This window comes from Mycolicibacterium chengduense, assembly GCF_033741155.1.
Taxonomy (GTDB): domain Bacteria; phylum Actinomycetota; class Actinomycetes; order Mycobacteriales; family Mycobacteriaceae; genus Mycobacterium.
This window is the reverse complement of sequence record NZ_JAWQNH010000006.1, coordinates 171,517-197,513: the sequence shown is the minus strand read 5'-3', so window position 1 is coordinate 197,513 and position 25,997 is coordinate 171,517. Positions and strand designations below refer to the sequence as shown.

Sequence of the window (25,997 nt, the reverse complement as noted above, 5' to 3'; positions counted from 1 at the left end):
CTCCGTCACGCGCCCGCGGTGCGACGATCGCTGGTGGCACGTGCCGTCCGATCCCGAGGTGGGCAGATGCATATCGCACGACGATCCGTTCTGACCGTTTTCGCACTGCTGACCGCGGTCGCCCTGACCATCGCGTCGGCCCTGGGCATGGCCGTGGCGCTGGCCGCGACCGCCCTCATCGTGCCCGGCACCGGCACCCCCAAAGCCGGTGAGGTGCAGGACTACATGACCAATGCGCTCAAGTACTACATCGCCCCGTCCGACGGCTGGGCCCCCTCCGGGTGCACCAGCACGGCGAACTGCGACCTGACACCCATCGACTATCCGGCTCAGTTCTGGCCGATCCCGCTGCCCGGCTGGGGCGGCCTCAAGGGCGCCAAATGGGATGTGTCGACGGGGGCCGGGCTGACCAACCTCAACTCCACGCTGGTGAACACCCTGGCGCAGGACCAGCCGAACACCCCGGTCGTCATCTTCGGCTACTCGCAGGGCGGCAATATCGTCAGCCGCGAGAAGCGCAACCTCGGGAACCTGCCGAAAGACCAGAACTACCTGTCCTTCGTCATGATCGGCAACACCAACCGGCCCAACGGCGGGCTCTTCGAACGGCTGGCCTTCCTCGGCCACGTTCCAATCCTGGACGCCACGTTCGGGCTGCCCGCGCCGACCGACACCTGTGATCACATCTGCGCCACCGATATCGCATTCCAATACGACGGTGTCTCCGATTTCCCGCTGTATCCGCTGAACGCGCTGGCCACCCTGAACGCGATCGCGGGATTCTGGTACGTGCACGGCACGTATCTGTCGCCCGACGGCAAGAGCTCCCCCGGTGAGCTGCCCGACGGGTACACCCCGGACGAACTGGCCGCCGAACTGGCCGACCCGGCCAACCAGACCGAGTACGGGGACACCCGCTACATCACCATCCCGACCAAGACGCTGCCGCTGGTACGCCCATTCCTGGAGTTCGGCGGCTTCACCCACACCAGCTTCATCATCAAACCGATCGTCGACCTGCTCGAACCGGTGCTGCGGGTGCTCATCGACACCGGCTACGACCGCAGCCTCAGCCCGGGTGTGCCCGCGCCGTTCCGGCTGATCCCGCTCAACATCAACCCGGTCAAACTCGCCGGCGACGTGATCAAGGCCCTGGGCGAGGGCGTGCAGGCCGCCCTGGCCGATATCGGCGTCAAGACGCCCAAGGCCCCGCAGCCCGTCACCACGACGACGACCACCAGCGTGGCGGCAGCCAGTGCGACGGCGAATCTGACCGTGGCCAAGACCGCCGACATCGCGAAGACCGGCGACACCACCAAGGCCGGCGACGCCAAGACCGGCGACACCACCAAGACCGACGACACCGCCTCCGGGACCACGAAGACGGTGCCCGACGACACCGTTACGGAAGCCGAGCCCACCGACGCCAAGACGACCCAGCCCGCCACCACACCGGAACCGGTGCGGCCCAAGGTGCGCGGCCCGATCGGCACGGGTCCACTGGCCCAGCTCGTTCGGCAATTCGGCCAGGCGCTGACCGGAAAGCACGGTGTCAAGTCCACCGACGCCACCAAGCCCGGCACCGAACCGGCCACCAAGCCGGCGACCACACCCGAGGGATCCGAACCGGAGAAGGCCGAGAAGCCGGCAGCCACCGGCGAATCCACGTCTGAGCCGGCGAAGGACGGCGGCGCCACCGCGAAGGCGGCCGCCTAACCGTTCAGGTAGTCGCGCAGGCTCGCGGCGAGCGGGATCGGCACCCGCCCGACGATCCTGGTGCCCTCGGCGGTGTGCTCGGTGCTCTCGATCCGGCCGTCGGCGTGCACCCGGGCCACCAGATCCCCGCGGTCATACGGGATGGTCGCGTCGATCGCGGTGTCCGTCGGCGCGACCAGGGCGGCCATCCGCTCGCGCAGCTGATCGAGCCCTTCGCCGGTGTGCGCGGAGACGAACACCGCATCGGGCAGGGCGCGGCGCAACTGGGCCAAAGCCAGATCGTCTGCGGCGTCGATCTTGTTGATCACCAACAGTTCCGTCGCGGGCTCCCCGTCGTAGTCGGCGTACACATCGCGGATCACCTCACGGACGGCACTGATCTGCGCCATCGGGTTGGCATCGGAACCGTCGACGACGTGCACCAGCAGGTCGGCGTCCACCACCTCTTCCAGCGTGGAGCGGAAGGCCTCGACCAGCTGGGTCGGCAGGTGCCGGACGAACCCGACGGTGTCGGTGAGCACGAACGGGCGGCCGTCGTCGAGCTGTCCGCGCCGCGTGGTGGGCTCCAGGGTGGCGAACAGGGCGTTCTCCACCAGCACACCCGCCCCGGTCAGCGCGTTGAGCAGGCTCGATTTGCCGGCGTTGGTGTAGCCGACGATGGCCACCGACGGCATATCGGCCGCGCGCCGTTTGCCACGCTGAGTGTCGCGCACCTTCTTCATATCGCGAATCTCGCGGCGCAGCTTGGACATTCGCTCACGGATCCGACGCCGGTCGGTCTCGATCTTGGTCTCACCGGGGCCGCGCGTGCCCACCCCGCCGCCGGCACCGCCGGCCCGGCCACCGGCCTGCCGCGACATCGACTCACCCCAGCCGCGCAGCCGCGGCAGCATGTACTCCATCTGGGCCAGCGATACCTGCGCCTTGCCTTCCCGGCTGGTCGCGTGCTGGGCGAAGATGTCCAGGATCAGCGCGGTGCGGTCGATCACCTTGACCTTGACCGCCTTCTCGAGCGCGTTCAGCTGGGCCGGGGACAGTTCGCCATCGCAGATCACGGTGTCTGCGCCGGTGGCCAGCACGGTCTCGCGCAGCTCCTGCGCCTTGCCGGAGCCGATATAGGTCGACGGGTCGGGTTTGTCGCGACGCTGGATCAGTCCCTCGAGGACTTCCGATCCCGCGGTCTCGGCCAGGGCCGCCAGCTCGGCAAGGCTGGCATCGGCATCGGCGGCGCTGCCCTCGGTCCACACCCCGACCAGCACGACGCGTTCCAGGCGCAGCTGGCGGTATTCGACCTCGGTGATATCGGCGAGTTCGGTGGACAGACCGGCCACCCGGCGTAGTGCCGTGCGGTCTTCCAGGGCGAGATCGCCGGTGCTGGGGACGGAGTTCTCAGGTCGTGTCATGGGCGGCTTCCGATGGTGTCATGCCGGCCCGCGACGGTGCATCCGAATTTCGTCACGCCGGGTTGCGCCACCACTGGTCGGCGAGCTCGCCGGTCGCGACGAGCACGGACGGGCCGCGCAGATAGCTGGTGGCCTCGGTGACGGTGACGGTGACCTCGCCGCCGGGAATGCGGACCCGCAGCGTGCCGGTGCTCTCCCCCGCGTGCTGCAGTGCGGCAACCGCGGCGGCCACGGTTCCCGTTCCGCAGGAACGGGTTTCGCCGACACCGCGCTCGTGTACGCGCATCGAGACGGTGCCACCGACCGACTTGGTGAGCACCTCGACGTTGACGCCCTCGGGGAATTGCGCGGCGTCGAAGGACACCGGTGCTGCGACGTCGAGCACCGCCAGCGCCGTCGCGCTCAGGTCCGTGACACAGGCCAGGTGCGGATTGCCGACATCGACGGCCAGCCCGTCGAAGCCGCGGCCGGCCACCACCGCCGAGCCGCTGCCCAGCACGTTGGCCTTGCCCATGTCGACGGTCACCTCGGCGTTGACATCGTCGTGCCGGTGCACCACGACGGGGCGCGGCCCGGCCAGTGATCCGACCACGAACTCGTCGCGGTGTTCCAGTCCGGCGGCACGCAGGTAGTGGGTGAACACCCGCACCCCGTTACCGCACATCTGGGCGATCGACCCGTCGGCATTGCGGTAGTCCATGTACCAGTCCCCGGCGGCCACCCCTTCGGGCAGCGCCGGGAAAACCCCGGCCGCCAGGGCGGCGCCGGCAGTGGTGACGCGCAGGACACCGTCGGCGCCGAGCCCGCGGCGCCGGTCGCACAGCGCGGAGACGGCTTCGGGGGTCAGGTCCAGGGCGGCGTCGAGGTCGGGGAGCACGACGAAGTCGTTCTGTGTGCCGTGCCCTTTCGCAAACCTCACCTGTCCAGGATAGCGATCGCGGTATCGGCCAGGTCCGGTGCCGAACCGTCGAGCCAGTTCACCCGGTGGTCGCGGCGGAACCAGGACCGCTGCCTGCGCACGTAGCGGCGGGTGCCCATGAAGGTGGGTTCGCGCGCCGCCGAGCCGTCGCCGCCGGCGTCCAGGTCGGCCAAAACCTGCGCGTAGCCGAGTGCGCGGGAGGCCGTCACCCCGGTGCGCAGCCCCACCGCGATCAGTCCGGTGACCTCGGCGATCAGCCCCTCGTCGAACATCGCATCGGTGCGCTGCCGTAACCGCTCGTCCAAAAGCTCGGTTTCCCAATCCAATCCGATGATCACGGTGTCCCAGCGCGGGGTGCCGATCCGCGGTGCCGACGCGGCGAACGGCTGGCCCGTCAGCTCCACCACCTCCAGCGCGCGGACGATGCGCCGCCCGTCGGTGGCCAGGATCGAGGCGGCAGCCTGCGGGTCGACGCGGTCGAGCTCGGCGTGCAGCGCCGCCACCCCCACCTCGGCCAGCCGGGCTTCCCAGCGCGCCCGCACCGCCGGGTCGGTGGCCGGGAACGACCATTGGTCCAGCAGCGACTGGATGTAGAGCATCGAGCCGCCGACGATCACGGGCACCGCGTCGCGGCCCAGGATCGCCTCGATATCGGCGGCGGCACGTTCCTGATAGCGGGCGACCGATGCGTTGACCGTGACGTCGAGGACGTCGAGTTGATGATGCGGGATGCCGCGGCGCTGCTCGACGGCCAACTTCGCGGTGCCGATGTCCATCCCCCGGTACAGCTGCATGGCGTCGGCGTTGACGATCTCGCCGCCCAGCCGCTCGGCGATATCCAGCGCCAGCGCCGACTTGCCCGTCCCCGTCGGCCCGATCACGGCCACCGGCCGGGTCACGGTGCGGATCCCCCGGTCGCCAGGGTCCAGCCCGCGGGCCGCCACACCCCGGCGAAATAGCCGACGCCGTAGGGCGCACCCCGGTACAGCTCGGTGGCTTCGGCGGGCGCGCCCAGCCCGGCCAGCACCTGATAGGCCACCCGGCCGACCACGCCGGTGCCCGGCCGGGACAGTGCCGCGGTATCGCCTGCGGCCAGCGCGTCATCCAACGCCGACTGCACCGCAACAGAATCCGGGTCGTGACCACCGGGTGCCGACGGGGTCAGGGTGGCGGCGCCGTCGGCCACCACCAGGACTCCGACGGCGTCGGCGGCGGCATCGATCTCGGCGCGCAGGGCGGCGCCGGCGGCCACGGCGGCGTCGGCATCCAGGTCGTGGCGGTACACCCGGACCTCGGCGCGCGCGCCCGGCGCCGCGAGGCCGCGCACCCAGCCGGCGATCAGCGCGCACAGCGGTAACTCGGCAAGGGCATCGGTCGCGCCCGGGGCGAGCTGCACCCGCAGGTCGGCGCCGTATCCCGCGAAGGTGCCGACGGCATCGGGCCCGATGCGCACGGTGTCGGCGCCGGTGCCGACCACGATCCAGCGCGACGGCAGCGCGGCGGCCGCGGTCAGCACGGCGGTGCGCACCGGGGCGAGTTCGGCCGCCACGTCGGCGGCCGTTCCGGCAAGTTCGGGCACCAATACGGGAGCCGACGGGATCACGGCGATGGCGGCCAACACCCGGACCACGTTATCGCTAGGTGCGGGCGGACTCCTGCGCCCAACCGGCCTCGCCGCGGGCCAGCGCCCCCGTCGCAACCACCATGACCAGCACCGCTGCCGCCAAGGTGATCCAGCCCGCATCGCCGGGCCGCAGTGCCTCACCGAGCACGACGATGCCCAGGATCGACCCCACCACCGGTTCGGCCACCGTCATCGCCGGCAGTGACGCGGTGAGCGTCCCGGCCCGGAACGCGGCCTGTTGCCAGCCCGTCCCGGCGATGGCCACCAGCGCCCACGCGTACAGCTCCGGGGTGCTCAGCACGGCCAGGAGACCGTGTTCGAGGCGGTCGACCACCCCTTTCGTCAGCACCGCGAAAAGTCCCCACAGGGAGCCGGACACGCACGCCAGCAGGATCGCCGACACCGTCCCCGACCAGATACGCGCCCCGATGATGCACAGCACCAGCGCCGGACCCAGCACCGCCCCGACAGCCAGCCACACCTGCACCGACGCCCGGGAATGCCCCGCCGTCGGGTTTCCGACCGTGACGATCACCGCCACCGAGGCGGCGAGCAGCGCGGCCCAGACCCATTCGAACCGGGTCACCCGCCGGTTGGTCAGGCGCGCGTTGATCGGAAGCGCGAACAACAGTGAGGTCACCAGCAGGGCCTGCACCAGCAGCACCGACCCCAATCCCAGGGCGGCGGCCTGCAGTCCGAAACCCACCGCGGCCACCAGGCTGCCCAGCCACCACCGGCGGTCGCGCAGCAGCTGCGCGAACAGCCGCAGGTGGCCCACGGATTCGTCGCTCACCTGCTGAGCCGACCGCTGGTGGATGACGTCGCCCACGGCGATGAAGAACGCGGCGCCCAGCGCCAGCAGAGCGGCGATATCCGCTTTGTGCATCGGTGCCTCCGTCCTCTCAGCTGGGCTGAGCGTGCCGCCAATGACGGTGATCTGGCAACCGAGGGACCCGGTCGATGGCGAAGCCGTACGCATGTGGGCCGGTGACCTGTTTCAATAGCGGGCGGAAGCTATTGGCGCCGCGTCGCGCGGCAGGTGCGGGTCAGCCCGCGTGGAGGTGGAGAAAAGTCATGACGACCAGCGATTCAGGGGCCCCCAAGCCGGCACCGCGCCCAGGTCCCCGCCCTGGCCCCCGGCCCGGCCCGAAACCGGCTGCCGCCGCCGCGACCCCAGCTGTCGTACCGCCCACCACCCCGGCCGTGGATCCGCACCGGTTCGGCCGGGTGGAACCCGACGGCACGGTCGTGCTGATCAGCTCGGCCGGCGAACGTGTGATCGGGTCCTGGCAGGCCGGTGATGCCGAGGCCGCCTATGCCCACTTCGGCCGCCGCTACGACGATCTGCACACCGAAGTGGCCCTGCTGGAGACGCGACTGGCCTCGGGCAGCGGTGATGCCCGCAAGATCAAGACCGCCGCCGCCGCGCTGCTGGAGGGGCTGCCCACCGCCGCCGTGCTGGGCGATGTGGACGCGGTGCACGCCCGGCTGACCGCCATCGTCGAGCATGCCGGTGACGCCGCGGCGGCCGAACGCGCCCGGCGCGACGAACACCGCGCCACCCAGACCGCACGTAAGGAGGCGCTGGCCGCCGAGGCCGAAGAGATCGCCGCGAACTCGACCCAGTGGAAGGCCGCCGGGGACCGGCTGCGCGACATCCTCGACGAGTGGCGCACCATCACCGGGTTGGACCGTAAGACCGACGATGCACTGTGGAAGCGGTATTCGGCCGCCAGGGAGGCGTTCAACCGGCGCCGCGGTTCGCACTTCGCCGACCTGGACCGGGAACGGGTGGGTGTGCGGCAGGCCAAGGAAGCGCTGTGCGAGAAGGCCGAAGCGCTCAGCGGTTCCACCGAGTGGGCCGCGACCGCCGCCACCTTCCGGGATCTGCTGGCGCAGTGGAAGGCGGCGGGCCGGGCCGCCAAGGATGTCGACGACGCGTTGTGGGCCCGTTTCAAGGCCGCCCAGGACACCTTCTTCGCCGCGCGCAACGCCGTGAACGCCGAGCGTGACGCCGAGTTCGGGGCCAACGCCGCGGCCAAGGAAGCGCTGCTGGCCGAGGCCGAGGCCATCGACGTCAGCGATCCGGACGCGGCCAGGGCCGCCTTCCGGGCGCTCGGCGACAAGTGGGATGCCATCGGGAAGGTGCCGCGGGAACGCTCGGCCGAACTGGAACGCCGGCTGCGCGCGGTCGAGAAGAAGGTGCGCGACGCGGGGGCGGTGAGCCAGGTGGACGCCGAGGCGGTGGCCCGTGCCGCACAGTTCCGCGAGCGCGCCGAGCAGTTCGAGAAGCAGGCCGAGAAGGCCGCGGCGGCCGGGCGGACCAAGGATGCCGAGCAGGCCAGGGCCAGCGCCGCGCAGTGGCGGGAGTGGGCCGAGACCGCGGCCGAGGCCGTCAGCAAGAAGCGCTAGCTAGGCCTTCTCGTCGTCGCCGAGATCGTCGAGCAGACCCTTGCTCTGGTGCTGCGCGAGGGCGCGGCGGCGCTGCTCCTCGGCGGCCAACTGCACCGCGGTGCGTGACCACACCACCCGTGCCCAGTTGTAGGCCAGCAGGATCACCGCGATCCAGCCGATGATCAAGCCGATTCCCGGGCCGGGGTGGCCGTGGGTGGCGGTTTGGCGCGTCCAGACCGCCAGCATGCCGGCCGGGCAGGCCACCGCGGTGCCAGCCAGGGCGATCCAGGCCAGCGTCCAACGCCGGGTCAGCAGCGCCGCGATGGAGAAGCCGACACCGAAAACGAGTGTGAGCCAGACGAACACCCGCGACGGCAGGGCGACGCCGTCGTTGATCGCGGTCTGGTCGCCGACCAACACGTCCAGCCCACGGGTGGATCCCATGTGCGGCAGCGCGAACGACAGCGCCACCACCAACACCAATACGGCGACCACCACGGCGCGGGCGCCCGGGTCGATCTCGGCGGCGACGCGCCGCTCGACGGCCTCGATATCGCCCTTGTAGGCCTCGAATTCCTTGTCGCTCATCGGGCACATCCCGTCGTGGCCGCGGCCGCGGGGGGCGCGCCGATGCTCGGCATGCCGAGGCCGATACCGGTCACCGGGCGCTGCCCGGCGGCATGCGCGTCACCGGCCCTGGTGCGGCGGTGGCTGCACACCGCACCGTCGGCCATCAGGTGATGCGGCGCGGCACCGGTGATCACGGTGGTGACGACATCGCCCGGCCGGATGTCGGCCTGCCCCGGGGCGAAGTGCACCAGCCGGCCGTCGCGGGCACGGCCGGACATCCGCGCGGTGGCGGCGTCCTTGCGCCCCTCACCGGCGGCCACCAGGACTTCGACGGTGCTACCGATCTGCGCCTTGTTCTCCTGCCAGGAGATCTCCTCCTGCAGGGCGATCAGGCGCTGATACCGTTCGCTGACAACGGCTTTCGGCAGCTGATCGGGCAGTTCGGCGGCCGGCGTGCCGGGCCGTTTGGAGTACTGGAAGGTGAACGCGCTGGCGAACCGGGCCTGGCGCACCACCTCGAGGGTGGCCGCGAAATCGTCCTCGGTCTCCCCCGGGAATCCGACGATGATGTCGGTGGTGATCGCGGCGTGCGGGATCGCGGCCCGCACCCGGTCGATGATGCCCAGGTAACGCTCGGCCCGGTAGGACCGGCGCATCGCCTTGAGCACCCGATCGGAACCCGACTGCAGCGGCATGTGCAGCGTCGGGCACACATTCGGGGTGGCCGCCATCGCCTCGATCACGTCGTCGGTGAACTCGGCCGGGTGCGGTGAGGTGAATCGCACGCGTTCCAGACCGTCGATCCGCCCGCAGGCGCGCAGCAGGTCGGCGAAGGCACCGCGATTGCGCGGGACGTCCTGATCGGCGAACGACACACCGTACGCGTTGACGTTCTGCCCCAGCAGGGTGATCTCGAGCACACCCTGGTCGACCAGGGTCTGCACCTCGGCCAGGATGTCGCCGGGCCTGCGGTCCACCTCTTTACCGCGCAGCGACGGGACGATGCAGAAGGTGCAGGTGTTGTTGCAGCCCACCGAGATGGAAACCCATGCCGCGTAAGCGGATTCGCGTGACGCCGGCAGGGCCGACGGGAACTCCTGCAGCGCTTCGGCAATCTCCACCTGCGCCACCCGCTGATGGCGCGCGCGTTCCAGCAGCACCGGCAGCGAGCCGATGTTGTGGGTGCCGAACACCACGTCCACCCAGGGCGCCTTGGTCAGCACCGTGTCGCGGTCCTTCTGCGCCAGGCACCCGCCGACGGCGATCTGCATGTTCGGGTCGGCGCTGCGCCGCGGGGCGAGATGGCTGAGATTGCCGTAGAGCTTGTTGTCGGCGTTCTCGCGCACCGCGCAGGTGTTGAACACCACGACGTCGGCGTCGGTTCCCTCGGCAGCGCGGACATAACCCGCGGCGTCGAGCAGGCCGGCCAGGCGCTCGGAGTCATGCACGTTCATCTGACAGCCGTAGGTGCGCACCTGGTAGGTGCGTGGGCGCGCGTCGACGCCGGGGGACGCCTCGTCCGCACGCGCCATCATCGAAGTCACGACAATCATGTTACGGGCGCGCCGATACGCCCCAAGCTGAGCGTTACCTGGGTAGGGTCAGGACCCATGACCACCGCGACCTCGGTCCCGATGATCTCGATACAGGGCGTCGACAAGCATTTCGGCGACCTCCATGTACTCAAGGACATCAACCTCGACGTGCCACGCGGCCAGGTGGTGGTGATCCTCGGCCCATCGGGTTCTGGCAAGTCGACCCTGTGCCGCACCATCAACCGGCTCGAACCCATCGACTCGGGCACCATCGCCATCGACGGCCAGGTGCTGCCCGAGGAGGGGCGCAAGCTCGCGCAGCTGCGCTCCGATGTGGGCATGGTGTTCCAGTCGTTCAACCTGTTCGCACACAAGACGATCCTGGAAAACGTCGCCCTGGCGCCGATCAAGGTGCGCAAAACCGACAAGGACAAGGCCCGGACGGAGGCGCTGGCGCTGCTGGAACGGGTCGGGGTGGCCAACCAGGCCGACAAGTACCCGGCTCAGTTGTCCGGCGGGCAGCAGCAGCGGGTGGCGATCGCCCGCTCACTGGCCATGCACCCGAAGGTGATGTTGTTCGACGAGCCGACCAGCGCGCTGGACCCGGAAATGATCAAAGAGGTGCTGGCGGTGATGACCGACCTGGCTTCCGAGGGGATGACGATGCTGGTGGTCACCCACGAGATGGGATTCGCCAGGCGGGCGTCCCAGCGTGTGGTTTTCATGGCCGACGGCGCCGTGGTCGAGGACGCCGAACCCGAACGCTTCTTCACCGATCCGCAGTCCAACCGGGCCAAAGACTTCCTCGGCAAGATCCTGAATCACTGATGCAACCAAAGGAGCGCTCCATGTCCCTGCGATTCCGGATGGTCACCGCCGCGCTGGTCGCCGCCGCGATGCCGTTCGCCCTGGCCGCCTGCGGCGGCGGTGACGACAGCAAGAAGGTGACCGTCGGCATCAAGTACGACCAGCCCGGCTTGGGGCTGAAGAACCCGGACGGCACGTTCAGCGGTTTCGACGTCGATGTCGCCACCTATGTGGCCGGCCAGCTCGGGTACAAGCCGGAGGACATCGAGTTCAAGGAGGCGCCGTCGGGCCAGCGCGAGAACCTGATCCAGAACGGGCAGGTGGACTACATCGTGGCCACCTACTCGATCACGGATGCCCGTAAGGAGAAGGTGGACTTCGCCGGGCCCTACCTGATCACCGGGCAGAGCCTGCTGGTCAAGGCCGACAACACCGATATCACCGGCCCGGAGTCGCTGCAGAACAACAAGAAACTGTGCTCGGTCAGCGGGTCGACGCCCGCACAGCGGATCAAGGACAAGTACCCGGGCGTGCAGCTGCAGCAGTACGACACGTACTCGGCGTGTGTCGAGGCGCTCAAGACCGGTGCGATCGACGCCGTCACCACCGACGAGGTGATCCTGGCCGGCTACGCGGCGCAGAGTCCGGGCACCTTCAAGATCGTCGGCAAGCCGTTCTCCGAGGAGCGGTACGGCATCGGCCTGAAGAAGGGTGACACCGAGCTGCGGACCAAGATCAACGACGCCATCACCAAGATGGAGACCGACGGCGCCTGGAAGACGGCGTTCGACAAGAATCTCGGGCCGGCCGGTATCACCGCACCCGCGCCGCCGACCGTCGACAAGTAGACCGCGCAGGGCCCGTGGCGATCTTCACCGAATACCAGGACCGGATCCTCGCCGCGTTCTGGATGACGATCCAGCTGACGGTGTACTCGGCCATCGGCGCGCTGGTGCTCGGCACCCTGCTGGCGGCGATGCGGCTGTCTCCCGTTCCCGTGATGCGGGCGCTGGGCACCGGCTACGTCAACGTGGTGCGCAACACCCCGCTGACGCTGATCTTGGTGTTCTGCTCGCTCGGGCTGGGCAACACCCTGCACATCACGCTGGCCGATCCGCTGTCGCCGACGTCGATCGCCGACAGCGGGTTCCGGCTCGCGGTGCTCGGCTTGACGGTCTACACGGCGTCCTTCGTCTGCGAGTCCATCCGTTCCGGGGTGAACACGGTGCCCATCGGGCAGGCCGAGGCGGCCCGGTCGCTCGGCCTGACGTTCGGCCAGAACTTGCGGATCATCTTGTTGCCGCAGGCTTTTCGCGCGGTGATCATCCCGCTGGGTTCGGTGCTGATCGCGCTGACCAAGAACACCACGATCGCCTCGGCGATCGGGGTGGCCGAGGCGGCACTGCTGATGAAGGAGATGATCGAGAACACCGCGGCGCTGCTGCTGGTCGGCTCGATCTTCGCCGCCGGGTTCGTCATCCTGACCTTGCCGATGGGGTTGTTGTTCGGGTGGTTGGGCAAGCGCTGGGCGGTTTTGCGATGAGGAGGTCCAGATGAGCGGGGCATCGGTCCTCTACGACGCGCCGGGGCCGCGGGCCCGGGTGCGCAACATGATCACCGCCGTACTGACGGTGGTGGCGTTCGCGGCGATCCTTGCCTGGGTGATCTGGAAGTTCGCGGCGGCCGACCAGTTCACCGCCGCCAAGTGGGAGCCGTTCCTGACGGCCAACCTCTGGAAGAACTACATCCTGGAGGGCGTGCAGGGCACGTTGACGGCGGCGGCGCTGTCGATCGTGCTGGCGTTGGTGCTCGGGTGCGTGCTGGGCGTGGGCCGGTTGTCACCGGTGCGTTGGATCAGCTGGACCTGCGCGACAGTGGTCGAGTTCTTCCGGGCGGTACCGGTGCTCATCATGATGCTGTTCGCGTATGCCTTGTTCGCCGAGTACGACGTGTTCCCGTCCAAGCAACTGGCGCTGGCCGGCGTGGTGACGGGCCTGACGTTGTACAACGGCGCGGTGATCGCCGAGATCGTGCGCACCGGTGTGCACGCGCTGCCGCGCGGTCAGGCCGAGGCCGCCTCGGCGCTGGGCCTGACCTGGCTGCAGACCATGCGCTCGATTCTGTTGCCGCAGGCCATCACCTCGATGCTGCCGGTGCTGGTGTCACAGATGGTGGTGGTGCTCAAGGACACCGCCATCGGCTACCAGATCACGTTCATCGAGATGGTGCGGCAGGGCACCAGCGTGGGCACGTCGTACGGCAACCTGATTCCCGCGCTGATGGTGATCGCCGTCTTGATGATCAGCCTCAATTTCGGCCTGTCCTGGTTCGCGACCTGGCTGGAGGCGCGGCTGCGCCGATCCAAGAAAGGCCCGGAGCCGGTGACGCCGAAGGAGTTCGTCCAGGACGGCTCGGCGGTCTAATCTGCCGGCCACGCCTTCAGCGCCCGGTCGGCAAGGGCATGGACCTCGGCTCGGGTCGCACCGCTGGCGGCCTGCACTGCGATGCCCTGACAGACCGAGGCGATCCACCGGGCCAGGGCGACCGGATCCTCACCGGGAATCTCCCCGGCGGCTTGGGCTTCGGTGAACCGCTCGGCCAGGACCTGCACCCCCGCGGACCGCATGTCGGCGAGGTCGGCCCGCAGACAGGTGGCGTCGGGGGCGACCGCGAGTGCACTCTGCACCAGCAGACAGCCGTGCGGTTGCCCCGGTGTGGTGGTCGCGTCCGCGGCCCCGTGCACCATCGCGTAGGCCACCTCCCACGCGGTGGGTTGCGCCAGTGCCGCAGCCGCGTAACCGCCGTGCCCGGTGACGTAATGCTGCACAGCTTCTCGGAAAAGCTGTTCTTTGCACCCGAATTGGGCGTAGAGGCTGCGCCGGTTGATGCCGGTGGCGTCGGTCAGGTCGGTGATGGACACACCGTCGTAGCCGTGTTCCCAGAACAACCGCGTCGCGGTCTCCAGCACGGTGTGCGGGTCGTACTCGCGCGGCCGTCCGATCGCCATCCGACCTCCTTATGTGACCCGCGCCACAGTTCGGAATGATCCGGCCCGGTGGCGGCTTGAGCTGACTGTACTTAGTAACCAATCAGTTCGAAAGAACCATCCCAGCAGCGGAGGATCCCATGGCCACGACATCGACGACACCCCTGAGCGGTAAGCGCGCCCTGGTGACGGGTGGGTCGCGCGGTATCGGCGCCGAGATCGTGCGGCGGTTGGCCGCCGATGGCGCGGCCGTCGCCTTCACGTACAACTCCTCGCCGGAGCCGGCCGAGGCGCTGGCCGCCGAACTCGATGCCACCGGCGCGACGGTGGTCGCGATCCAGGCCGACAGCGCCGACGCCGACGCGGTCAATGCGGCCGTCGACGAGACCGTCTCGCGCCTGGGCGGCATCGACATTCTGGTCAACAATGCCGGCATCGCGACCGCCGGCCCGATTGAGGAGTTTCCGCTCGAGGAGTTCGACCGGCTCATCGCGGTGAACGTACGCGCCGTGTTCGCGGCGATCCAGCGAGCGATTCCACACCTGGACGGGGGCGGCCGGATCATCACGATCGGCAGCGTGAATGCCGACCGAGCGCCCATGGCTGGACTGTCTGTGTACGCGCTCACCAAGGCGGCGGTCGCGGGCCTGACGCGCGGTCTGGTCCGGGAACTCGGGCCGCGTGGCATCACGGTGAACACGATTCAGCCCGGCCCGGTGGCCACCGATATGAACCCCGAAGAAGGCGGGTTCTCCGATCAGGTGCGACCGTTCATCGCGGTCGGCCGCTACGGTCAGCCCAGCGACATCGCCAGCGCCGTGGCTTATCTCGCCGCACCGGAGGCCAGCTACGTCACGGGCGTCACGTGGAACATCGACGGAGGATTCGTCATTTAGGACGCGCGGAGGATTCGTCATCTAGGACGCGCGGAGGATTCGTCATTTAGGACGCGATTCGCGCCTAGACGGCCCGCCGCGCCTGCTCCTGGGCCAGTTGCGTTTTGACCACGTCGAAGGCCATGGTCTGGCTGTACCCCCGGCGGGCCAGCATGCCGACCAGACGTCGGGTGACCTTGGCTTCGTCGTCGAGGTTTTCCCGGCGCAGCTTGGTGGCCACCAGCCGCTCGGCCTGCACCTGCCACTCCCCCGCGTCGACGCCGTCGAGGGTTTCGGCGATGACGTCTGCATCGACACCTTTGGTGCGCAACTCGGCGAGCAAGGCGCGCTTGCCTTTTCCGGCATTGGTTCGCCGGCTGCGGACCCACTCGGCGGCAAATGCGGCGTCGTCGACCAACCCGACCTCGACCAACCGGTCCAGCACCCGGGCACTGACGTCATCGGGGTAGCCGCGCTTGGTCAGCGCAGCTTCCAACTCGGCCCTGGTGCGGGCCCGCACGGTGAGCAGGCGCAGACACACGTCCCGCGCCTGCTCCTCGCGCTTGGGTCCCTCAGCGGGCCCCGTCTCAGAAGTCGACCGGGGCGGGCAGAACGTCATCGTCGGTCACCACGGCACCGATGCCGAGCTTCTCCTTGATCTTCTTCTCGATCTCGTTGGCCACATCGACATTCTCCAGCAGGAACTTTCGGGCGTTCTCCTTGCCCTGCCCCAGCTGCTCGCCGTCGTAGGTGAACCACGAACCGGACTTGCGGATGAAGCCGTGCTCGACACCCATGTCGATGAGCGAGCCCTCCCGGCTGATGCCCTGGCCGTACAGGATGTCGAACTCGGCCTGCTTGAACGGCGGGGACACCTTGTTCTTGACGACCTTCACCCGGGTGCGGTTACCCACCGCGTCGGTGCCGTCCTTGAGCGTCTCGATCCGCCGGACGTCCAGGCGAACGGAGGCGTAGAACTTCAGCGCCTTACCACCGGTGGTGGTCTCGGGCGAGCCGAACATCACGCCGATCTTCTCGCGCAGCTGGTTGATGAAGATCGCGGTGGTGCCGGAGTTGTTCAGCGCACCGGTCATCTTGCGCAGTGCCTGGCTCATCAGGCGGGCCTGCAGACCGACGTGACTGTCGCCCATCTCGCCCTCGATCTCCGCACGCGGCACCAGCGCGGCCACCGAGTCGATGACCAGGATGTCCAGTGCGCCGGAGCGCACCAGCATGTCGGCGATCTCCAGCGCCTGCTCACCGGTGTCGGGCTGGGACACCAGCAGCGCATCGGTGTCCACGCCGAGCTTCTTGGCGTATTCCGGGTCCAGCGCGTGCTCGGCGTCGATGAACGCCGCGATACCGCCCGCGGCCTGCGCATTGGCCACCGCGTGCAGCGCGACGGTGGTCTTACCGGAGGATTCCGGTCCGTAGATCTCGATGACCCGGCCCCGCGGCAAGCCGCCGATACCCAGCGCCACGTCCAGGGAGATGGATCCGGTCGGGATGACGGAGATGGGCTGGCGCACCTCCTCGCCGAGGCGCATGACCGAGCCTTTGCCGTAATTCTTCTCGATCTGCGCCATCGCCAGTTCGAGCGCTTTTTCGCGGTCGGGAGCCTGTGGTGCCATGGTGATACCTCTCCGGTAGTCGTTCGGTTGACCGGTGTTCCGGTCGGTTGACTGCGACATTAGGGCCAGCCACCGACAAGTCAGCTCAGTCGAACGCTCACCACCCTAACGAACAGGTGTTCGAAGGCAAGTGAGACACGCCGGAAGCACCTCCCGTCTCACCACTGTTCGCGCGGCACCTCGAAGTCGGCGCACAGCGCCCGCCACACGTCCCGCGGCTCGACACCGGCCTCGATGGCCTGTGCAGCGGTGCGCCCCATCCCACTCAACACGTGGTCGACGAGCACCGAGGCGCCGTACGCCGAGCCGAACTGAGCGCTGACGCGTTCGTGGAATTCGGTGAGCCGCACGCCACCAACCTACCCAGCCGCCGACAGCGCGTCATGGCACACCCGTACCGGATCGGCCACCTCCGCGATACCGGACGCCGCGCGGCGGGCCGCCGCCCGGTGCGAGGGTCGCGACAGCACCTCGGACACCGCCGCCGCCAGCGACTCCCCCGTCAGCGGCCGGACGAACGGACCGATTCCTTGGCGCGCAACACGATTGGCGATCTCCCACTGGTCGCCACCACCGGGCACCGTCACCAGCGGGACGCCGTGCATCAGCGCCTTGGACACGATGCCGTGCCCGCCACCGCACACCAGCACGTCGGCCGCACCCAGCAGCTCGTCCTGCCGGCCCAGACCGACCACCGCCCACGGCGGGACGTCCAGCTCCGCACCGCCCAGTCGGGAGACCACCACCCGGGTACCGGCGGGCACACTGCGCCCCGGGGCCAGCGCCGAGAGCGCCACCTCGGCCATCCCGCCGGCCCCGGTGGAGGCGGTCGACGGCGCCACCACCACCAGCGGCCCGACACCGGCCGGCGGTTCCAGCACGTCGGCGGTCGGCTCGAAATGCAGCGGCCCCACCACGACCGCTGCGGCGGGCCAATCCGGCCGGGGCACCTCCAAGGCGGGCAGCGTGGCGATGAGCATGCGCAACGGGCCCGGGTCCGGCCCGGGCAGCCCGATTCCGAGCCGCGCCTGCGCGCGCTGCCGCTCACCGTCGCGCACCGACCGCGCGGTCAGCGCCCGCAGCACCGTATCGCGGAGCCGCCCGCGCACACCGGTGCCGGGCGCCAGGCCGCTGCCCAGCGGTGGCAGCCCCTTCGACGGCCGGTACAAGGGATGCGGGTCCAGCTCCACCCAGGGCAGGCCGAGCAGTTCGGCAGCCAGCCCACCACACACGGTGATGACGTCGGAGACCACCAAATCGGGTGCCAGCGAACGTATTACGGGCATATTGTCGAGCGCCATGCGAGCCGCACGCCGGTGGATCTTGGCCCCGGCGTCACCGTCGTCGTCGCCCTCGCGCACATCCAGACCGGCCAGCGGCACCGCATCCACCCCGGCGGCGCGCGCGGTGGGCAGCCACCGGTCACCCGTCAGCAGGGTCGGGACGTCACCGGCAGCCAGGAATCGCAGGCACAGCGCTATCGCCGGGAACGCATGCCCGGGATCCGGCCCGGCCACCACCGCGACACGCACGCGCCCACCCTGCCACACCCTGAGACCCTCTACCCTGAGGGACATGACCGAGCAGCAGGTGGTCCCGGTCGGGGCCGACAATATCGCCACCGTCACGGCGTTCCTGAACTCCCTGCGCGCACCCGACCTGGATGCCGCCGCCGAGCTCCTCGACGAGAACCTCGTCTACCAGAATGTCGGCTTCCCCACCGTGTACGGCCGCCGCCGCACCATCAAGCTGTTCCGCGCCATGGACCGGCCCAGCCTGGGTTTCGACGTGTTGATCCACCGCTCGGCGGCCGATGGTGCATCGGTGCTCAATGAGCGCACCGATGTGCTGATTTTCGGGCCGGTGCGGCTGCAGTTCTGGGTGTGCGGGGTGTTCGAGGTGCACGACGGGCGCATCACGCTGTGGCGGGACTACTTCGACCAGTTCGACTTCGCCAAGGCCGTCGTACGCGGCCTGGTCGGCGCCGTGATCCCCGCGCTGCGTCCGGCACTGACATGACCGAACGCACCAAGCCCAACCTGTTCCAGCTGATCGGCTACTGCTGCAACCGGCGACTGCCGGATTCGATGCTGGACTGGGTCCGCAACGACCTCACCGGCCCGGGCGCCACCCGACGGGTGATGCTGCGGGTCCTCATCCCGGCCGTGCTGATCCTCATCCCGTTCTGGTTCGTCCCCATCGACTTCGTCACGCGGGCCAGCATGACGATCCCGATCCTGATCCCGTTCATCTACTTCTCGCATGCGTTGAACAAGATCTGGCGCAAGCACATGCTGCGGGTGCACGGCCTGGATCCGAACCTGATCGACAAGATCCAGCGAGAGAAGGACGCCGACAAGCACCGCTCGTACATCGAACGGTTCGGGCCGCGCCCCGATGGTGTCGAGACGGGCACGCACGACCTGTAGTTCAGGCGCCGCGCAGCCGGCCCAGTTCGCCGTAGGCCTGCGCCCAGCCCTGCAACCGGTCGGTGGCCCCGGTCAGTTCGTTGCGGTGCCGCTGCGCCGTCATCGGCGAATCCACCGATGACACCAATTGCGCTGCCGCGGTGACCATTTCGTTGTACTGGCGGGCACCTGAGTCCAATTGGACAGCGAACGCGCGGATGGTCGGGGTCAGGTGCGCCCGGGACTGCGGGGACGCCGCGGCGGCCCGTTCCATGGCCGTCACCTCGCCGGCCGTCGCGGCCATCGCCGACGCCGTCTGCGCCGCCACCGCGGAGATCTCGCGTAACTCGTCGGCGGGCAGCAACCCGGACCGCTGCAACACCCCCAGCAGCGACAACAGCCCGCGTTCGGCGGAGGCCAGCGCCACCATCGGCGCCCGCGCCGCCGACCCGCGGGGCGGTAACCGCCGGGGCGCGCCGGTCTCGGGCAACGGTTCGCGGCGCAGCCAGCGGTAACGCAGGAACAGCAGGGTCGCCGGGAACGCGGCAGCCGCCGCAATCGCGCCGGTGACGATGAGCGCCCATACCGGGGTGCTCCACGACGCGAGCAGGCCGGTCACCGCCACCCAGAACGCGGTGGCACCCGCGAAGAACCAGCCGAGTCGACGCGCCCACCGGCGCTTACGCAGCAGTTTTGCCCGCGGGTCGGCGAGGGACGCCAGCTTCTGCGACAGGACATCGGAGAACTCCGCCGCGGTGTCCACACCGCGCTGGACCAGCCCGGAAATCAGTTCCCGTCGACCGTGTGCCGAGTTCCCCACCATGACGAAACCTACTGGGACAGACGGTCTTCGGGAGCCGCGGCCGGCGGAGTGGCGGCCGGCGCGGCAGCGGCACCACCCGCGGGCAGCTGATCACCGCGCATCGAGGCGCGGATTTGCTCCAGCCGAGAATGGCCGGCCATCTGCACACTGGCCTGCTGAACCTCGAGCATGCGCCCCTGCACGGAGTTCTGGGCCAGCTCGGTGGCACCCATGGCGTTGGCATAGCGACGTTCGATCTTCTCCCGCACCTCGTCGAGGTTCGGCGTGGTGCCGGGCGCGGCGATCTCGCTCATCGACCGCAGGGAGGCGCTGACCTGCTCCTGCATCTTGGCCTGCTCCAGCTGCGAGAGCAGCTTGGTGCGCTCGGCGATCTTCTGCTGCAGCACCATGGCGTTCTGCTCGACGGCCTTCTTGGCCTGGCCCGCGGCCTGCAGCGACTGATCGTGCAGCGCCTTGAGGTCCTCGACGCTCTGCTCGGCGGTCACCAGCTGTGCGGCGAACGCCTCGGCGGCATTGGTGTACTCGGTGGCCTTGGCGGCGTCACCGGCGGCGGTGGCCTGATCGGCCAGCGTCAGCGCCTGCCGCACATTGGCCTGCAGCTTCTCGATATCGGCCAGCTGGCGGTTCAGCCGCATCTCCAGCTGCCGCTGGTTGCCGATCACCTGGGCGGCCTGCTGGGTGAGCGCCTGGTGCTGACGCTGCGCTTCCTCGATGGCCTGCTGGATCTGCACCTTCGGGTCGGCGTACTCGTCGACCTTCGAGTTGAACAGCGCCATGAGGTACTTCCACGCCTTGACGAACGGATTGGCCATGGGAACGTTTCCGCCTTCGTGTCTGTCGAGTCCGCTGTGTCTGTCGAGTCTGCGGGTTTGCTTGATGCCAACCTATCGGTTCACCCGCACGTCAGGCCACCGCCATCGACGGAACCTGGGCGGCGACCTGGGGAATGACGACCTTGGTGGTCACGTCGATGCGGCCCATCGCGTTGGCCGCGCCGGCCTCCTGACGCGCCATCTGCTCACCCGCGTCGGTCAGCACCCGCGACAGCGGGACGTCCAGGGCATCGCAGATCGAGGCGAGCAGCTCGCTGGACGGCTCCTTGCGGCCGCGTTCCACCTCGGACAGGTAGCCCAGGCTGACCCGGGCGGAGTCGGACACGTCACGCAGCGTCCGGCCCTGGGTGGTCCGCGCGTGCCGCAGCACGTCGCCGATAACCTCGCGCAGCAATGTGTTGGTCATACCTGGGTCAACGCGACCGGTGCGCCGTCGGTTCCCGAGATCAGGAACGCATCCGGGAATCCTTGACCGCCGACACCACGTAGTCGACGCCGGTCACCACGGTGAGCACAACGGCCAACCACATCATGGCCATCGCGGTGGTCAGCCACACCCCCGACAGCGGCAGGATCAGCAGGCCGATGGCGATCGCCTGCACCAGGGTCTTGAGCTTGCCGCCCCGGCTGGCCGGGATGACCCCGTGCCGCAGCACCGCCAGCCGCAGCACCGTGACGCCGATCTCACGGACCAGGATGACGACGGTGATCCACCAGGGCAGGTCACCGAGCACCGACAGCCCGATCAACGCCGCGCCGATCAGCAGTTTGTCGGCGATCGGGTCGGCCAGCTTGCCGAATTCGGTGACCATGCCGTAACTGCGGGCCAGCGCACCGTCGAAGTGGTCGGTGATGACGGCCACCGTGAAGATCACGAATGCGGCTGTGCGCCAAACTGTTTCATGTCCGTCACCGATGAACAGCGCGTAGACGAACACCGGCACCAGCACCAGGCGCATGCCGGTCAGCAGATTGGCGACGTTGGCGACGGACGCGCGGGGCACCGTGGGATCTGTATCTGGTTGGCCCGGCACGGGCATCAGGATATCGGTTGCGGTTGCCGATACTCTCGCTGCTGTGAATGAGGCGCCTGCTCAGCCGGTCGATCCCCTGATTGTGCGCAGGGCCCGCACCTCGGATGTACCCGCCATCAAGGCGCTCGTGGACATCTATGCGGGCAAGATCCTGCTGGAGAAGAACCTGGTCAACCTGTACGAGGCGGTCCAGGAGTTCTGGGTGGGCGAGCTCGACGGCGAGATCGTGGGCTGCGGCGCCCTGCACGTGCTGTGGGCCGATCTCGGCGAGGTACGCACGGTGGCCGTGCATCCCAAGGTGCGCGGCAAGGGCGTCGGGCACCGGGTGGTGGCCCAACTGCTGGATGTGGCGCGCGAGTTACACCTGCAGCGCATCTTCGTGCTGACGTTCGAGACCGACTTCTTCGGCCGGCACGGGTTCGCCGAGATCGAGGGCACCCCGGTGACCGCCGAGGTGTACGAGGAGATGTGCCGCTCGTATGACACCGGCGTCGCGGAGTTCCTCGACCTGTCCTACGTGAAGCCGAACATCCTGGGCAACACCAGGATGCTGCTCACCCTCTAGAAGTCCGGCTCGTCCTCGTCGCTGCCGCCGTTGGCGTCCGAGCCCCCGCGGATCAGCGCCAGCGTGCCCGCCAGCTCGTCGGGCTTGACCAGCACCTCGCGCGCCTTGGAGCCCTCGGACGGCCCGACGATGTTGCGGGTCTCCATCAGGTCCATCAACCGGCCGGCCTTGGCGAAGCCCACCCGCAGTTTGCGCTGCAGCATCGAGGTGGAGCCGAACTGCGAGGACACCACCAGTTCGACGGCCTGCAGGAAGACGTCCATATCGTCGCCGATGTCGGGGTCGACATCGCCGCGGTCGCCACCGGCGGGCTTGGCCTTGGTGACGCCCTCGACGAACTCGGGCTCGGCCTGGGACTTGGTGGCCTCGACGACGGCGTGGATCTCCTCGTCGGTGATGAACGCACCCTGCATGCGGGTGGGCTTGTTCGCGCCCATCGGCAGGAACAGGCCGTCACCCATACCGATCAGCTTCTCCGCACCCGGCTGATCCAGGATGACGCGCGAGTCGGTCAGCGACGAGGTGGCGAACGCCAGCCGCGACGGCACGTTGGTCTTGATCAGGCCGGTGACGACGTCGACGGACGGGCGCTGGGTGGCCAGCACCAGGTGGATCCCGGCGGCGCGGGCCTTCTGGGTGATCCGCACGATGGCCTCTTCGACATCACGCGGCGCGGTCATCATCAGGTCGGCGAGCTCGTCCACGATCGCCAGGATGTAGGGGTAGGGCTTGTAGACCCGTTCGCTGCCCAGGGGCGCGCTGATCTCCCCGGACCGGACCTTCTCGTTGAAGACGTCGATATGCCGCACCCGGGACGCCTGCATGTCCTGGTAGCGCTGTTCCATCTCCTCGACCAGCCAGGCCAGCGCCGCGGCGGCCTTTTTCGGTTCGGTGATGATCGGCGTGATCAGGTGCGGGATGCCCTCGTACGGGGTGAGCTCCACCATCTTCGGGTCGATCAGGATCATCCTGACCTCTTCCGGGGTGGCCCGCGCGAGCAGCGACACCAGCATGGAGTTGACGAAGCTGGACTTACCCGAGCCGGTCGAGCCGGCGACCAGCAGGTGCGGCATCTTGGCGAGGTTGCACGAGATGAAGTCGCCTTCGATGTCCTTGCCGAGGCCGATCACCAGCGGGTGGTGGTCCCGGCGGGTACTGGGCGCGGTCAGGACGTCGGCCAGGCGCACCATTTCGCGGTCGGTGTTGGGCACCTCGATGCCCACGGCCGACTTGCCCGGGATCGGGGCCAGCATGCGGACGCTCTCGGTGGCCACCGCGTAGGCGATGTTGCGGTGCAGCGCGGTGATCTTCTCGACCTTCACCCCCGGGCCGAGTTCGACCTCGTACCGGGTGACGGTCGGGCCGCGGGTGCAGCCGGTGACGGCGGCGTCGACCTTGAACTGCTGCAGCACCGAGGTGATCGCATCGGTCATGTGTTGGTTGGCCACGGTGAGCTTCTTCGGCGGCTCACCGGCGACCAACAGGTCCATCGAGGGCAGCACATACGGGCCCTCGACGACGCGGTCGAGAACGAGCGTGTCGTCCGGCTTCTTCTTCGGCGCTTCCGGCTTCTTGCGGGCCGGTTTCGGCGCTTCGATGGCACGCGGCTCGGGGAGCGTCTCGGCCTCTGCCTCGATCGGCTCGGGCAGCGGGTAGTTGTCCATCGGTGTGCCGGCAGGGCGGGACAGCTCGGCGGTGGGCCAGGTCTGCACGTCCCCGTCGCCGTAGCCGGCAGGATCGTCGTAGTAGCCATCGGAGAAATCGTCGGCCGGTGCGGCCGCGTCATCGTCGTCGTAGTACTCGTCGTCTTCGTCGTAATCGTCGTAAGCCCTGGTCTGGAACATGTCGCGCAAGGTGTCCGGCAGTTCGCGGATGGTCGTACCGGTCACCAGCAACAGCCCGAACAGCACCCCGATCACCAGCAGCGGCGTGGCGATCCACACGGTGAGGCCGTCGGATAGCGGCCCGCCGATGGCGAAGCCGACGAACCCGGCGGCCTGGCGGCGCGCTTCGGGATCCTGCGGGGCGCCCGACCAGATATGCCAGAGGCCCAACACGGGCAGCGCGATCATCGCCGATCCGAGGATCAGCCGGGGCCGGACGTCCGGGTCGGGTTCGGTGCGCATCAGCACCACGGCGACCACACCGAGGATCAGCGGCACCAACACCACTGCTGCGCCGATCACCGTGCGAACGGCGACGTCCACCCAGCCCCCGACGGGGCGGGCCGCGTCGAACCAGGAGCTGGCCGCCACGATCACGGCGGCACCGAGTAATGCCAGGGCGATGCCGTCCCGGCGGTGTCCTGGCTCCAGTTCGCGAGCGCGCCCGACCGAGCGGGCGGTGGAACCGGCCCCCTTGGCCAGCATCATCCACCCGGCGCGGGTGCCACGGCCGACGGCGGCTCCGGCGCCGGCCAGGGGCGACGACGTCCGTCGCGGGGCGGGCTTGGCCGGCTTTCTGCGCGCCGCGGCGGGCCGCGCAGGCTTGGCGCGGCCGCGGGCGGAGCTCGCCGAACCGGCCTTTGACCTGGTCGAACGGGTCGTGGACCTGGCTGCGGTCTTGTTGGCCATAGGTCCAAGCCTAGTCGCAAGAGCCCCATCCTTACCATCAGCCACACAGGTCACAGATAGGTTGCAATCGACGGGCCGTGACCTGCGCCACCAATGCTCGGTACGCTAGACACCTGTCCGGTCACCTTCACCGAGGAGTCAGTCACCCATGCCCGTTGTCGTCGTCGCCACGCTGACCGCCAAACCCGAGTCCGTCGACCTGGTCCGCGATGCCTGCACGACCGCCATCGAGGCGGTGCACGCCGAGCCGGGGTGCGAGCTGTACTCGCTGCACGAGGCCGATGGCACCTTTGTCTTCGTCGAGCAGTGGGCCGATCAGGAAGCGCTCACGACGCACGGCACCGCACCGGCGATCGGGACCCTGTTCGCCACCATCGGCGAACACCTCGCCGGGGCGCCGGATATCAAGATGCTGGCCCCGGTGGTCGCCGGCGACCCGGCCAAGGGCAAGCTGCGGTAGCGCCCGCATGGGATCTCTGACCGGCAAGGTCGCCTTCATCACGGGTGCGGCGCGTGGCCAGGGCCGCGCGCACGCGGTGAAACTGGCGACCGAGGGTGCCGACATCATCGCCGTCGACCTGTGCGAGCAGATTGCATCGGTGCCGTACCCGCTGGCCACCCCCGACGATTTGGCGGCCACGGTGAAGCTGGTCGAGGAGACCGGACGGCGCATCGTCGCCGTGCCGGCCGACGTCCGGGACCGGGAATCGCTCAAGACGGCGCTGCGCGCGGGTACCGAGGCCCTCGGCGACCGGCTCGATATCGTCGTCGCCAACGCGGGCATCGCGCCGATGGCCGACGAGCACGCGTGGCAGGACGTGCTCGACGTGAACCTCACCGGCGTCTACCACACCGTCGACGTCGCGATGAAGCCGATGATCAAGTTCGGCAACGGCGGGGCGATGGTGCTGACCAGCTCGGTGGCCGGGCTAGTGGGTCTGGGCTCGCCGATCGCCGGGGCGGTGGGCTACGCCGCCGCCAAGCACGGCATCGTGGGCCTGATGCGGGTGTACGCCAACTTCTTGGCGCAGTTCAACATCCGGGTGAATTCGGTGCACCCCGCCGGGGTGAACACGCCGATGATCGACAACGACTTCACCCGGTCCTGGCTGGAGGGTATTGCACAGCAGGAGTTCCGCGGCCCGGATATGACCAATGCGTTGCCGGTGCAGACCCTGGAACCCGAAGACATCGCGAATGCGGTGTACTGGTTGGTGTCCGACGCGGCGCGGTATGTCACCGGGGTGGCGTTGCCGGTGGATGCGGGGTTCGTGAACAAACGCTAGGCGCGAGGGGGACCG

General features: G+C 69.0%; 29 protein-coding genes. 12 read left to right on the top strand and 17 right to left on the bottom strand.

What is annotated here, in order from left to right:
* Nucleotides 1-66 precede the first annotated feature (66 nt).
* Nucleotides 67-1,716: a PE-PPE domain-containing protein gene (locus tag SBI67_RS22895; protein WP_318982763.1), complete on the top strand. Its 1,650-nt coding sequence runs from the start codon at nucleotides 67-69 to the stop codon at nucleotides 1,714-1,716.
* Here SBI67_RS22895 and hflX read toward each other — a convergent pair.
* From hflX to SBI67_RS22870, 5 genes are read right to left on the bottom strand one after another with little or no spacing between them, the layout of a single operon-like run.
* A complete protein-coding gene (gene hflX / locus SBI67_RS22890) occupies nucleotides 1,713-3,119 on the bottom strand; it encodes a GTPase HflX (protein ID WP_318982762.1) in 1,407 nt (468 codons plus the stop codon). The two genes, SBI67_RS22895 and hflX, sit on opposite strands and share 4 nt — an antisense overlap.
* A gap of 52 nt (nucleotides 3,120-3,171) precedes the next feature.
* The gene (gene dapF / locus SBI67_RS22885) at nucleotides 3,172-4,038 is read right to left on the bottom strand and encodes a diaminopimelate epimerase (RefSeq protein ID WP_318982761.1); all 867 of its coding nucleotides are present in this window, start codon (nucleotides 4,036-4,038) and stop codon (nucleotides 3,172-3,174) included.
* Nucleotides 4,035-4,937 (bottom strand): tRNA (adenosine(37)-N6)-dimethylallyltransferase MiaA, encoded by a 903-nt coding sequence (gene miaA / locus SBI67_RS22880; RefSeq protein WP_318982760.1) that lies wholly within the window; start codon nucleotides 4,935-4,937, stop codon nucleotides 4,035-4,037. The genes dapF and miaA overlap by 4 nt, the downstream gene beginning before the upstream one ends.
* Entirely contained in the window at nucleotides 4,934-5,659 is a 726-nt protein-coding gene (locus tag SBI67_RS22875; RefSeq protein WP_318982759.1) for a class III extradiol ring-cleavage dioxygenase family protein, read from the bottom strand. The genes miaA and SBI67_RS22875 overlap by 4 nt, the downstream gene beginning before the upstream one ends.
* Nucleotides 5,660-5,675: 16 nt before the next feature.
* A complete protein-coding gene (locus tag SBI67_RS22870) occupies nucleotides 5,676-6,548 on the bottom strand; it encodes a DMT family transporter (protein ID WP_318982758.1) in 873 nt (290 codons plus the stop codon).
* A 188-nt stretch (nucleotides 6,549-6,736) separates the two neighbouring features.
* Between SBI67_RS22870 and SBI67_RS22865 the strand changes: the two genes are divergently transcribed.
* The gene (locus SBI67_RS22865; protein WP_318982757.1) at nucleotides 6,737-8,074 is read left to right on the top strand and encodes a DUF349 domain-containing protein; all 1,338 of its coding nucleotides are present in this window, start codon (nucleotides 6,737-6,739) and stop codon (nucleotides 8,072-8,074) included.
* Here SBI67_RS22865 and SBI67_RS22860 read toward each other — a convergent pair whose 3' ends face one another.
* Nucleotides 8,075-8,653, bottom strand: coding sequence for an Rv2732c family membrane protein (locus SBI67_RS22860; RefSeq protein WP_318982756.1), 579 nt, complete (start codon nucleotides 8,651-8,653; stop codon nucleotides 8,075-8,077). It lies immediately after the preceding gene.
* Nucleotides 8,641-10,161, bottom strand: coding sequence for a tRNA (N6-isopentenyl adenosine(37)-C2)-methylthiotransferase MiaB (gene miaB, locus SBI67_RS22855; protein ID WP_318983029.1), 1,521 nt, complete (start codon nucleotides 10,159-10,161; stop codon nucleotides 8,641-8,643). The genes SBI67_RS22860 and miaB overlap by 13 nt, the downstream gene beginning before the upstream one ends.
* Before the next feature lie 99 nt (nucleotides 10,162-10,260).
* On the opposite strand from miaB, the gene SBI67_RS22850 reads away from it, so the two are divergent.
* The 4 genes from SBI67_RS22850 to SBI67_RS22835 are packed head-to-tail and all read left to right on the top strand — an operon-like array spanning nucleotide 10,261 to nucleotide 13,391.
* Complete coding sequence (locus tag SBI67_RS22850; protein ID WP_266046033.1) at nucleotides 10,261-10,989, top strand: amino acid ABC transporter ATP-binding protein; 729 nt, start codon at nucleotides 10,261-10,263, stop codon at nucleotides 10,987-10,989.
* A complete protein-coding gene (locus SBI67_RS22845) occupies nucleotides 10,989-11,816 on the top strand; it encodes a glutamate ABC transporter substrate-binding protein (protein WP_413232549.1) in 828 nt (275 codons plus the stop codon). Before SBI67_RS22850 ends, SBI67_RS22845 begins: the two co-directional genes overlap by 1 nt.
* 14 nt (nucleotides 11,817-11,830) lie before the next feature.
* Nucleotides 11,831-12,511, top strand: coding sequence for an amino acid ABC transporter permease (locus SBI67_RS22840; protein ID WP_318982754.1), 681 nt, complete (start codon nucleotides 11,831-11,833; stop codon nucleotides 12,509-12,511).
* A gap of 10 nt (nucleotides 12,512-12,521) precedes the next feature.
* Nucleotides 12,522-13,391 (top strand): amino acid ABC transporter permease, encoded by an 870-nt coding sequence (locus SBI67_RS22835; protein WP_318982753.1) that lies wholly within the window; start codon nucleotides 12,522-12,524, stop codon nucleotides 13,389-13,391.
* On the opposite strand, the gene SBI67_RS22830 is transcribed toward SBI67_RS22835, so the two are convergent.
* A complete protein-coding gene (locus tag SBI67_RS22830) occupies nucleotides 13,388-13,975 on the bottom strand; it encodes a TetR/AcrR family transcriptional regulator (protein ID WP_318982752.1) in 588 nt (195 codons plus the stop codon). The two genes, SBI67_RS22835 and SBI67_RS22830, sit on opposite strands and share 4 nt — an antisense overlap.
* Nucleotides 13,976-14,094: 119 nt before the next feature.
* Between SBI67_RS22830 and SBI67_RS22825 the strand changes: the two genes are divergently transcribed.
* Entirely contained in the window at nucleotides 14,095-14,850 is a 756-nt protein-coding gene (locus tag SBI67_RS22825) for a 3-oxoacyl-ACP reductase family protein (RefSeq protein WP_318982751.1), read from the top strand.
* 64 nt (nucleotides 14,851-14,914) lie between these two features.
* On the opposite strand, the gene recX is transcribed toward SBI67_RS22825, so the two are convergent.
* From recX to SBI67_RS22805, 4 genes are all read right to left on the bottom strand, one after another.
* Nucleotides 14,915-15,448 (bottom strand): recombination regulator RecX, encoded by a 534-nt coding sequence (gene recX / locus SBI67_RS22820; protein ID WP_318982750.1) that lies wholly within the window; start codon nucleotides 15,446-15,448, stop codon nucleotides 14,915-14,917.
* Nucleotides 15,417-16,460 (bottom strand): recombinase RecA, encoded by a 1,044-nt coding sequence (gene recA, locus SBI67_RS22815; protein ID WP_024455549.1) that lies wholly within the window; start codon nucleotides 16,458-16,460, stop codon nucleotides 15,417-15,419. Before recA ends, recX begins: the two co-directional genes overlap by 32 nt.
* A 158-nt stretch (nucleotides 16,461-16,618) precedes the next feature.
* Entirely contained in the window at nucleotides 16,619-16,810 is a 192-nt protein-coding gene (locus SBI67_RS22810; RefSeq protein WP_024455548.1) for a DUF3046 domain-containing protein, read from the bottom strand.
* Between the two features lie 9 nt (nucleotides 16,811-16,819).
* On the bottom strand, nucleotides 16,820-17,992 hold the full coding sequence (locus SBI67_RS22805; protein ID WP_318982749.1) for a glycosyltransferase: 1,173 nt from the start codon (nucleotides 17,990-17,992) through the stop codon (nucleotides 16,820-16,822).
* Nucleotides 17,993-18,035: 43 nt separating this feature from the next.
* Between SBI67_RS22805 and SBI67_RS22800 the strand changes: the two genes are divergently transcribed.
* Both SBI67_RS22800 and SBI67_RS22795 read left to right on the top strand, forming a co-directional pair.
* Nucleotides 18,036-18,479 (top strand): limonene-1,2-epoxide hydrolase family protein, encoded by a 444-nt coding sequence (locus SBI67_RS22800; protein ID WP_318982748.1) that lies wholly within the window; start codon nucleotides 18,036-18,038, stop codon nucleotides 18,477-18,479.
* Nucleotides 18,476-18,889 (top strand): DUF5313 domain-containing protein, encoded by a 414-nt coding sequence (locus SBI67_RS22795; protein WP_266045917.1) that lies wholly within the window; start codon nucleotides 18,476-18,478, stop codon nucleotides 18,887-18,889. Before SBI67_RS22800 ends, SBI67_RS22795 begins: the two co-directional genes overlap by 4 nt.
* A 1-nt stretch (nucleotide 18,890) precedes the next feature.
* Here SBI67_RS22795 and pspM read toward each other — a convergent pair whose 3' ends face one another.
* From pspM to pgsA, 4 genes are all read right to left on the bottom strand, one after another.
* Nucleotides 18,891-19,691: a phage shock envelope stress response protein PspM gene (pspM, locus tag SBI67_RS22790; RefSeq protein ID WP_318982747.1), complete on the bottom strand. Its 801-nt coding sequence runs from the start codon at nucleotides 19,689-19,691 to the stop codon at nucleotides 18,891-18,893.
* A gap of 8 nt (nucleotides 19,692-19,699) precedes the next feature.
* Nucleotides 19,700-20,503, bottom strand: coding sequence for a phage shock protein PspA (gene pspA, locus SBI67_RS22785; protein WP_318982746.1), 804 nt, complete (start codon nucleotides 20,501-20,503; stop codon nucleotides 19,700-19,702).
* 91 nt (nucleotides 20,504-20,594) lie between these two features.
* Nucleotides 20,595-20,930: a transcriptional regulator ClgR gene (clgR, locus tag SBI67_RS22780; RefSeq protein WP_024455542.1), complete on the bottom strand. Its 336-nt coding sequence runs from the start codon at nucleotides 20,928-20,930 to the stop codon at nucleotides 20,595-20,597.
* 40 nt (nucleotides 20,931-20,970) lie between these two features.
* Complete coding sequence (gene pgsA / locus SBI67_RS22775) at nucleotides 20,971-21,564, bottom strand: CDP-diacylglycerol--glycerol-3-phosphate 3-phosphatidyltransferase (RefSeq protein WP_318982745.1); 594 nt, start codon at nucleotides 21,562-21,564, stop codon at nucleotides 20,971-20,973.
* A 76-nt stretch (nucleotides 21,565-21,640) separates the two neighbouring features.
* Here pgsA and SBI67_RS22770 point away from each other — a divergent pair, with 76 nt between their 5' ends.
* The gene (locus tag SBI67_RS22770) at nucleotides 21,641-22,123 is read left to right on the top strand and encodes an amino-acid N-acetyltransferase (RefSeq protein ID WP_318983028.1); all 483 of its coding nucleotides are present in this window, start codon (nucleotides 21,641-21,643) and stop codon (nucleotides 22,121-22,123) included.
* On the opposite strand, the gene SBI67_RS22765 is transcribed toward SBI67_RS22770, so the two are convergent.
* Complete coding sequence (locus SBI67_RS22765; protein ID WP_318982744.1) at nucleotides 22,120-24,696, bottom strand: FtsK/SpoIIIE family DNA translocase; 2,577 nt, start codon at nucleotides 24,694-24,696, stop codon at nucleotides 22,120-22,122. The genes SBI67_RS22770 and SBI67_RS22765 overlap by 4 nt on opposite strands.
* A gap of 148 nt (nucleotides 24,697-24,844) precedes the next feature.
* Between SBI67_RS22765 and SBI67_RS22760 the strand changes: the two genes are divergently transcribed.
* Together SBI67_RS22760 and SBI67_RS22755 are read left to right on the top strand one after the other, a co-directional pair.
* A complete protein-coding gene (locus SBI67_RS22760; protein ID WP_318982743.1) occupies nucleotides 24,845-25,156 on the top strand; it encodes a putative quinol monooxygenase in 312 nt (103 codons plus the stop codon).
* Between the two features lie 7 nt (nucleotides 25,157-25,163).
* Nucleotides 25,164-25,982, top strand: a complete 819-nt coding sequence (locus SBI67_RS22755; RefSeq protein ID WP_318982742.1) for a mycofactocin-coupled SDR family oxidoreductase — start codon at nucleotides 25,164-25,166, stop codon at nucleotides 25,980-25,982.
* The last annotated feature ends 15 nt before the right edge of the window (nucleotides 25,983-25,997 follow it).

Coding starts and splice junctions, on each gene's coding strand:
- SBI67_RS22825 (WP_318982751.1), top strand. CDS start 14,095: ATGGCCACGACATCGACGACACCCCTGAGCGGTAAGCGCGCCCTGGTG.
- SBI67_RS22800 (WP_318982748.1), top strand. CDS start 18,036: ATGACCGAGCAGCAGGTGGTCCCGGTCGGGGCCGACAATATCGCCACC.
- SBI67_RS22765 (WP_318982744.1), bottom strand. CDS start 24,696: ATGGCCAACAAGACCGCAGCCAGGTCCACGACCCGTTCGACCAGGTCA.
- recA (WP_024455549.1), bottom strand. CDS start 16,460: ATGGCACCACAGGCTCCCGACCGCGAAAAAGCGCTCGAACTGGCGATG.
- hflX (WP_318982762.1), bottom strand. CDS start 3,119: ATGACACGACCTGAGAACTCCGTCCCCAGCACCGGCGATCTCGCCCTG.
- miaB (WP_318983029.1), bottom strand. CDS start 10,161: ATGATGGCGCGTGCGGACGAGGCGTCCCCCGGCGTCGACGCGCGCCCA.
- pgsA (WP_318982745.1), bottom strand. CDS start 21,564: ATGCCCGTGCCGGGCCAACCAGATACAGATCCCACGGTGCCCCGCGCG.
- clgR (WP_024455542.1), bottom strand. CDS start 20,930: ATGACCAACACATTGCTGCGCGAGGTTATCGGCGACGTGCTGCGGCAC.
- pspM (WP_318982747.1), bottom strand. CDS start 19,691: ATGGTGGGGAACTCGGCACACGGTCGACGGGAACTGATTTCCGGGCTG.
- SBI67_RS22870 (WP_318982758.1), bottom strand. CDS start 6,548: ATGCACAAAGCGGATATCGCCGCTCTGCTGGCGCTGGGCGCCGCGTTC.
- SBI67_RS22895 (WP_318982763.1), top strand. CDS start 67: ATGCATATCGCACGACGATCCGTTCTGACCGTTTTCGCACTGCTGACC.
- SBI67_RS22835 (WP_318982753.1), top strand. CDS start 12,522: ATGAGCGGGGCATCGGTCCTCTACGACGCGCCGGGGCCGCGGGCCCGG.
- SBI67_RS22845 (WP_413232549.1), top strand. CDS start 10,989: ATGCAACCAAAGGAGCGCTCCATGTCCCTGCGATTCCGGATGGTCACC.
- SBI67_RS22755 (WP_318982742.1), top strand. CDS start 25,164: ATGGGATCTCTGACCGGCAAGGTCGCCTTCATCACGGGTGCGGCGCGT.
- SBI67_RS22860 (WP_318982756.1), bottom strand. CDS start 8,653: ATGTGCCCGATGAGCGACAAGGAATTCGAGGCCTACAAGGGCGATATC.
- recX (WP_318982750.1), bottom strand. CDS start 15,448: ATGACGTTCTGCCCGCCCCGGTCGACTTCTGAGACGGGGCCCGCTGAG.
- SBI67_RS22830 (WP_318982752.1), bottom strand. CDS start 13,975: ATGGCGATCGGACGGCCGCGCGAGTACGACCCGCACACCGTGCTGGAG.
- SBI67_RS22795 (WP_266045917.1), top strand. CDS start 18,476: ATGACCGAACGCACCAAGCCCAACCTGTTCCAGCTGATCGGCTACTGC.
- pspA (WP_318982746.1), bottom strand. CDS start 20,503: ATGGCCAATCCGTTCGTCAAGGCGTGGAAGTACCTCATGGCGCTGTTC.
- SBI67_RS22850 (WP_266046033.1), top strand. CDS start 10,261: ATGATCTCGATACAGGGCGTCGACAAGCATTTCGGCGACCTCCATGTA.
- SBI67_RS22865 (WP_318982757.1), top strand. CDS start 6,737: ATGACGACCAGCGATTCAGGGGCCCCCAAGCCGGCACCGCGCCCAGGT.
- SBI67_RS22760 (WP_318982743.1), top strand. CDS start 24,845: ATGCCCGTTGTCGTCGTCGCCACGCTGACCGCCAAACCCGAGTCCGTC.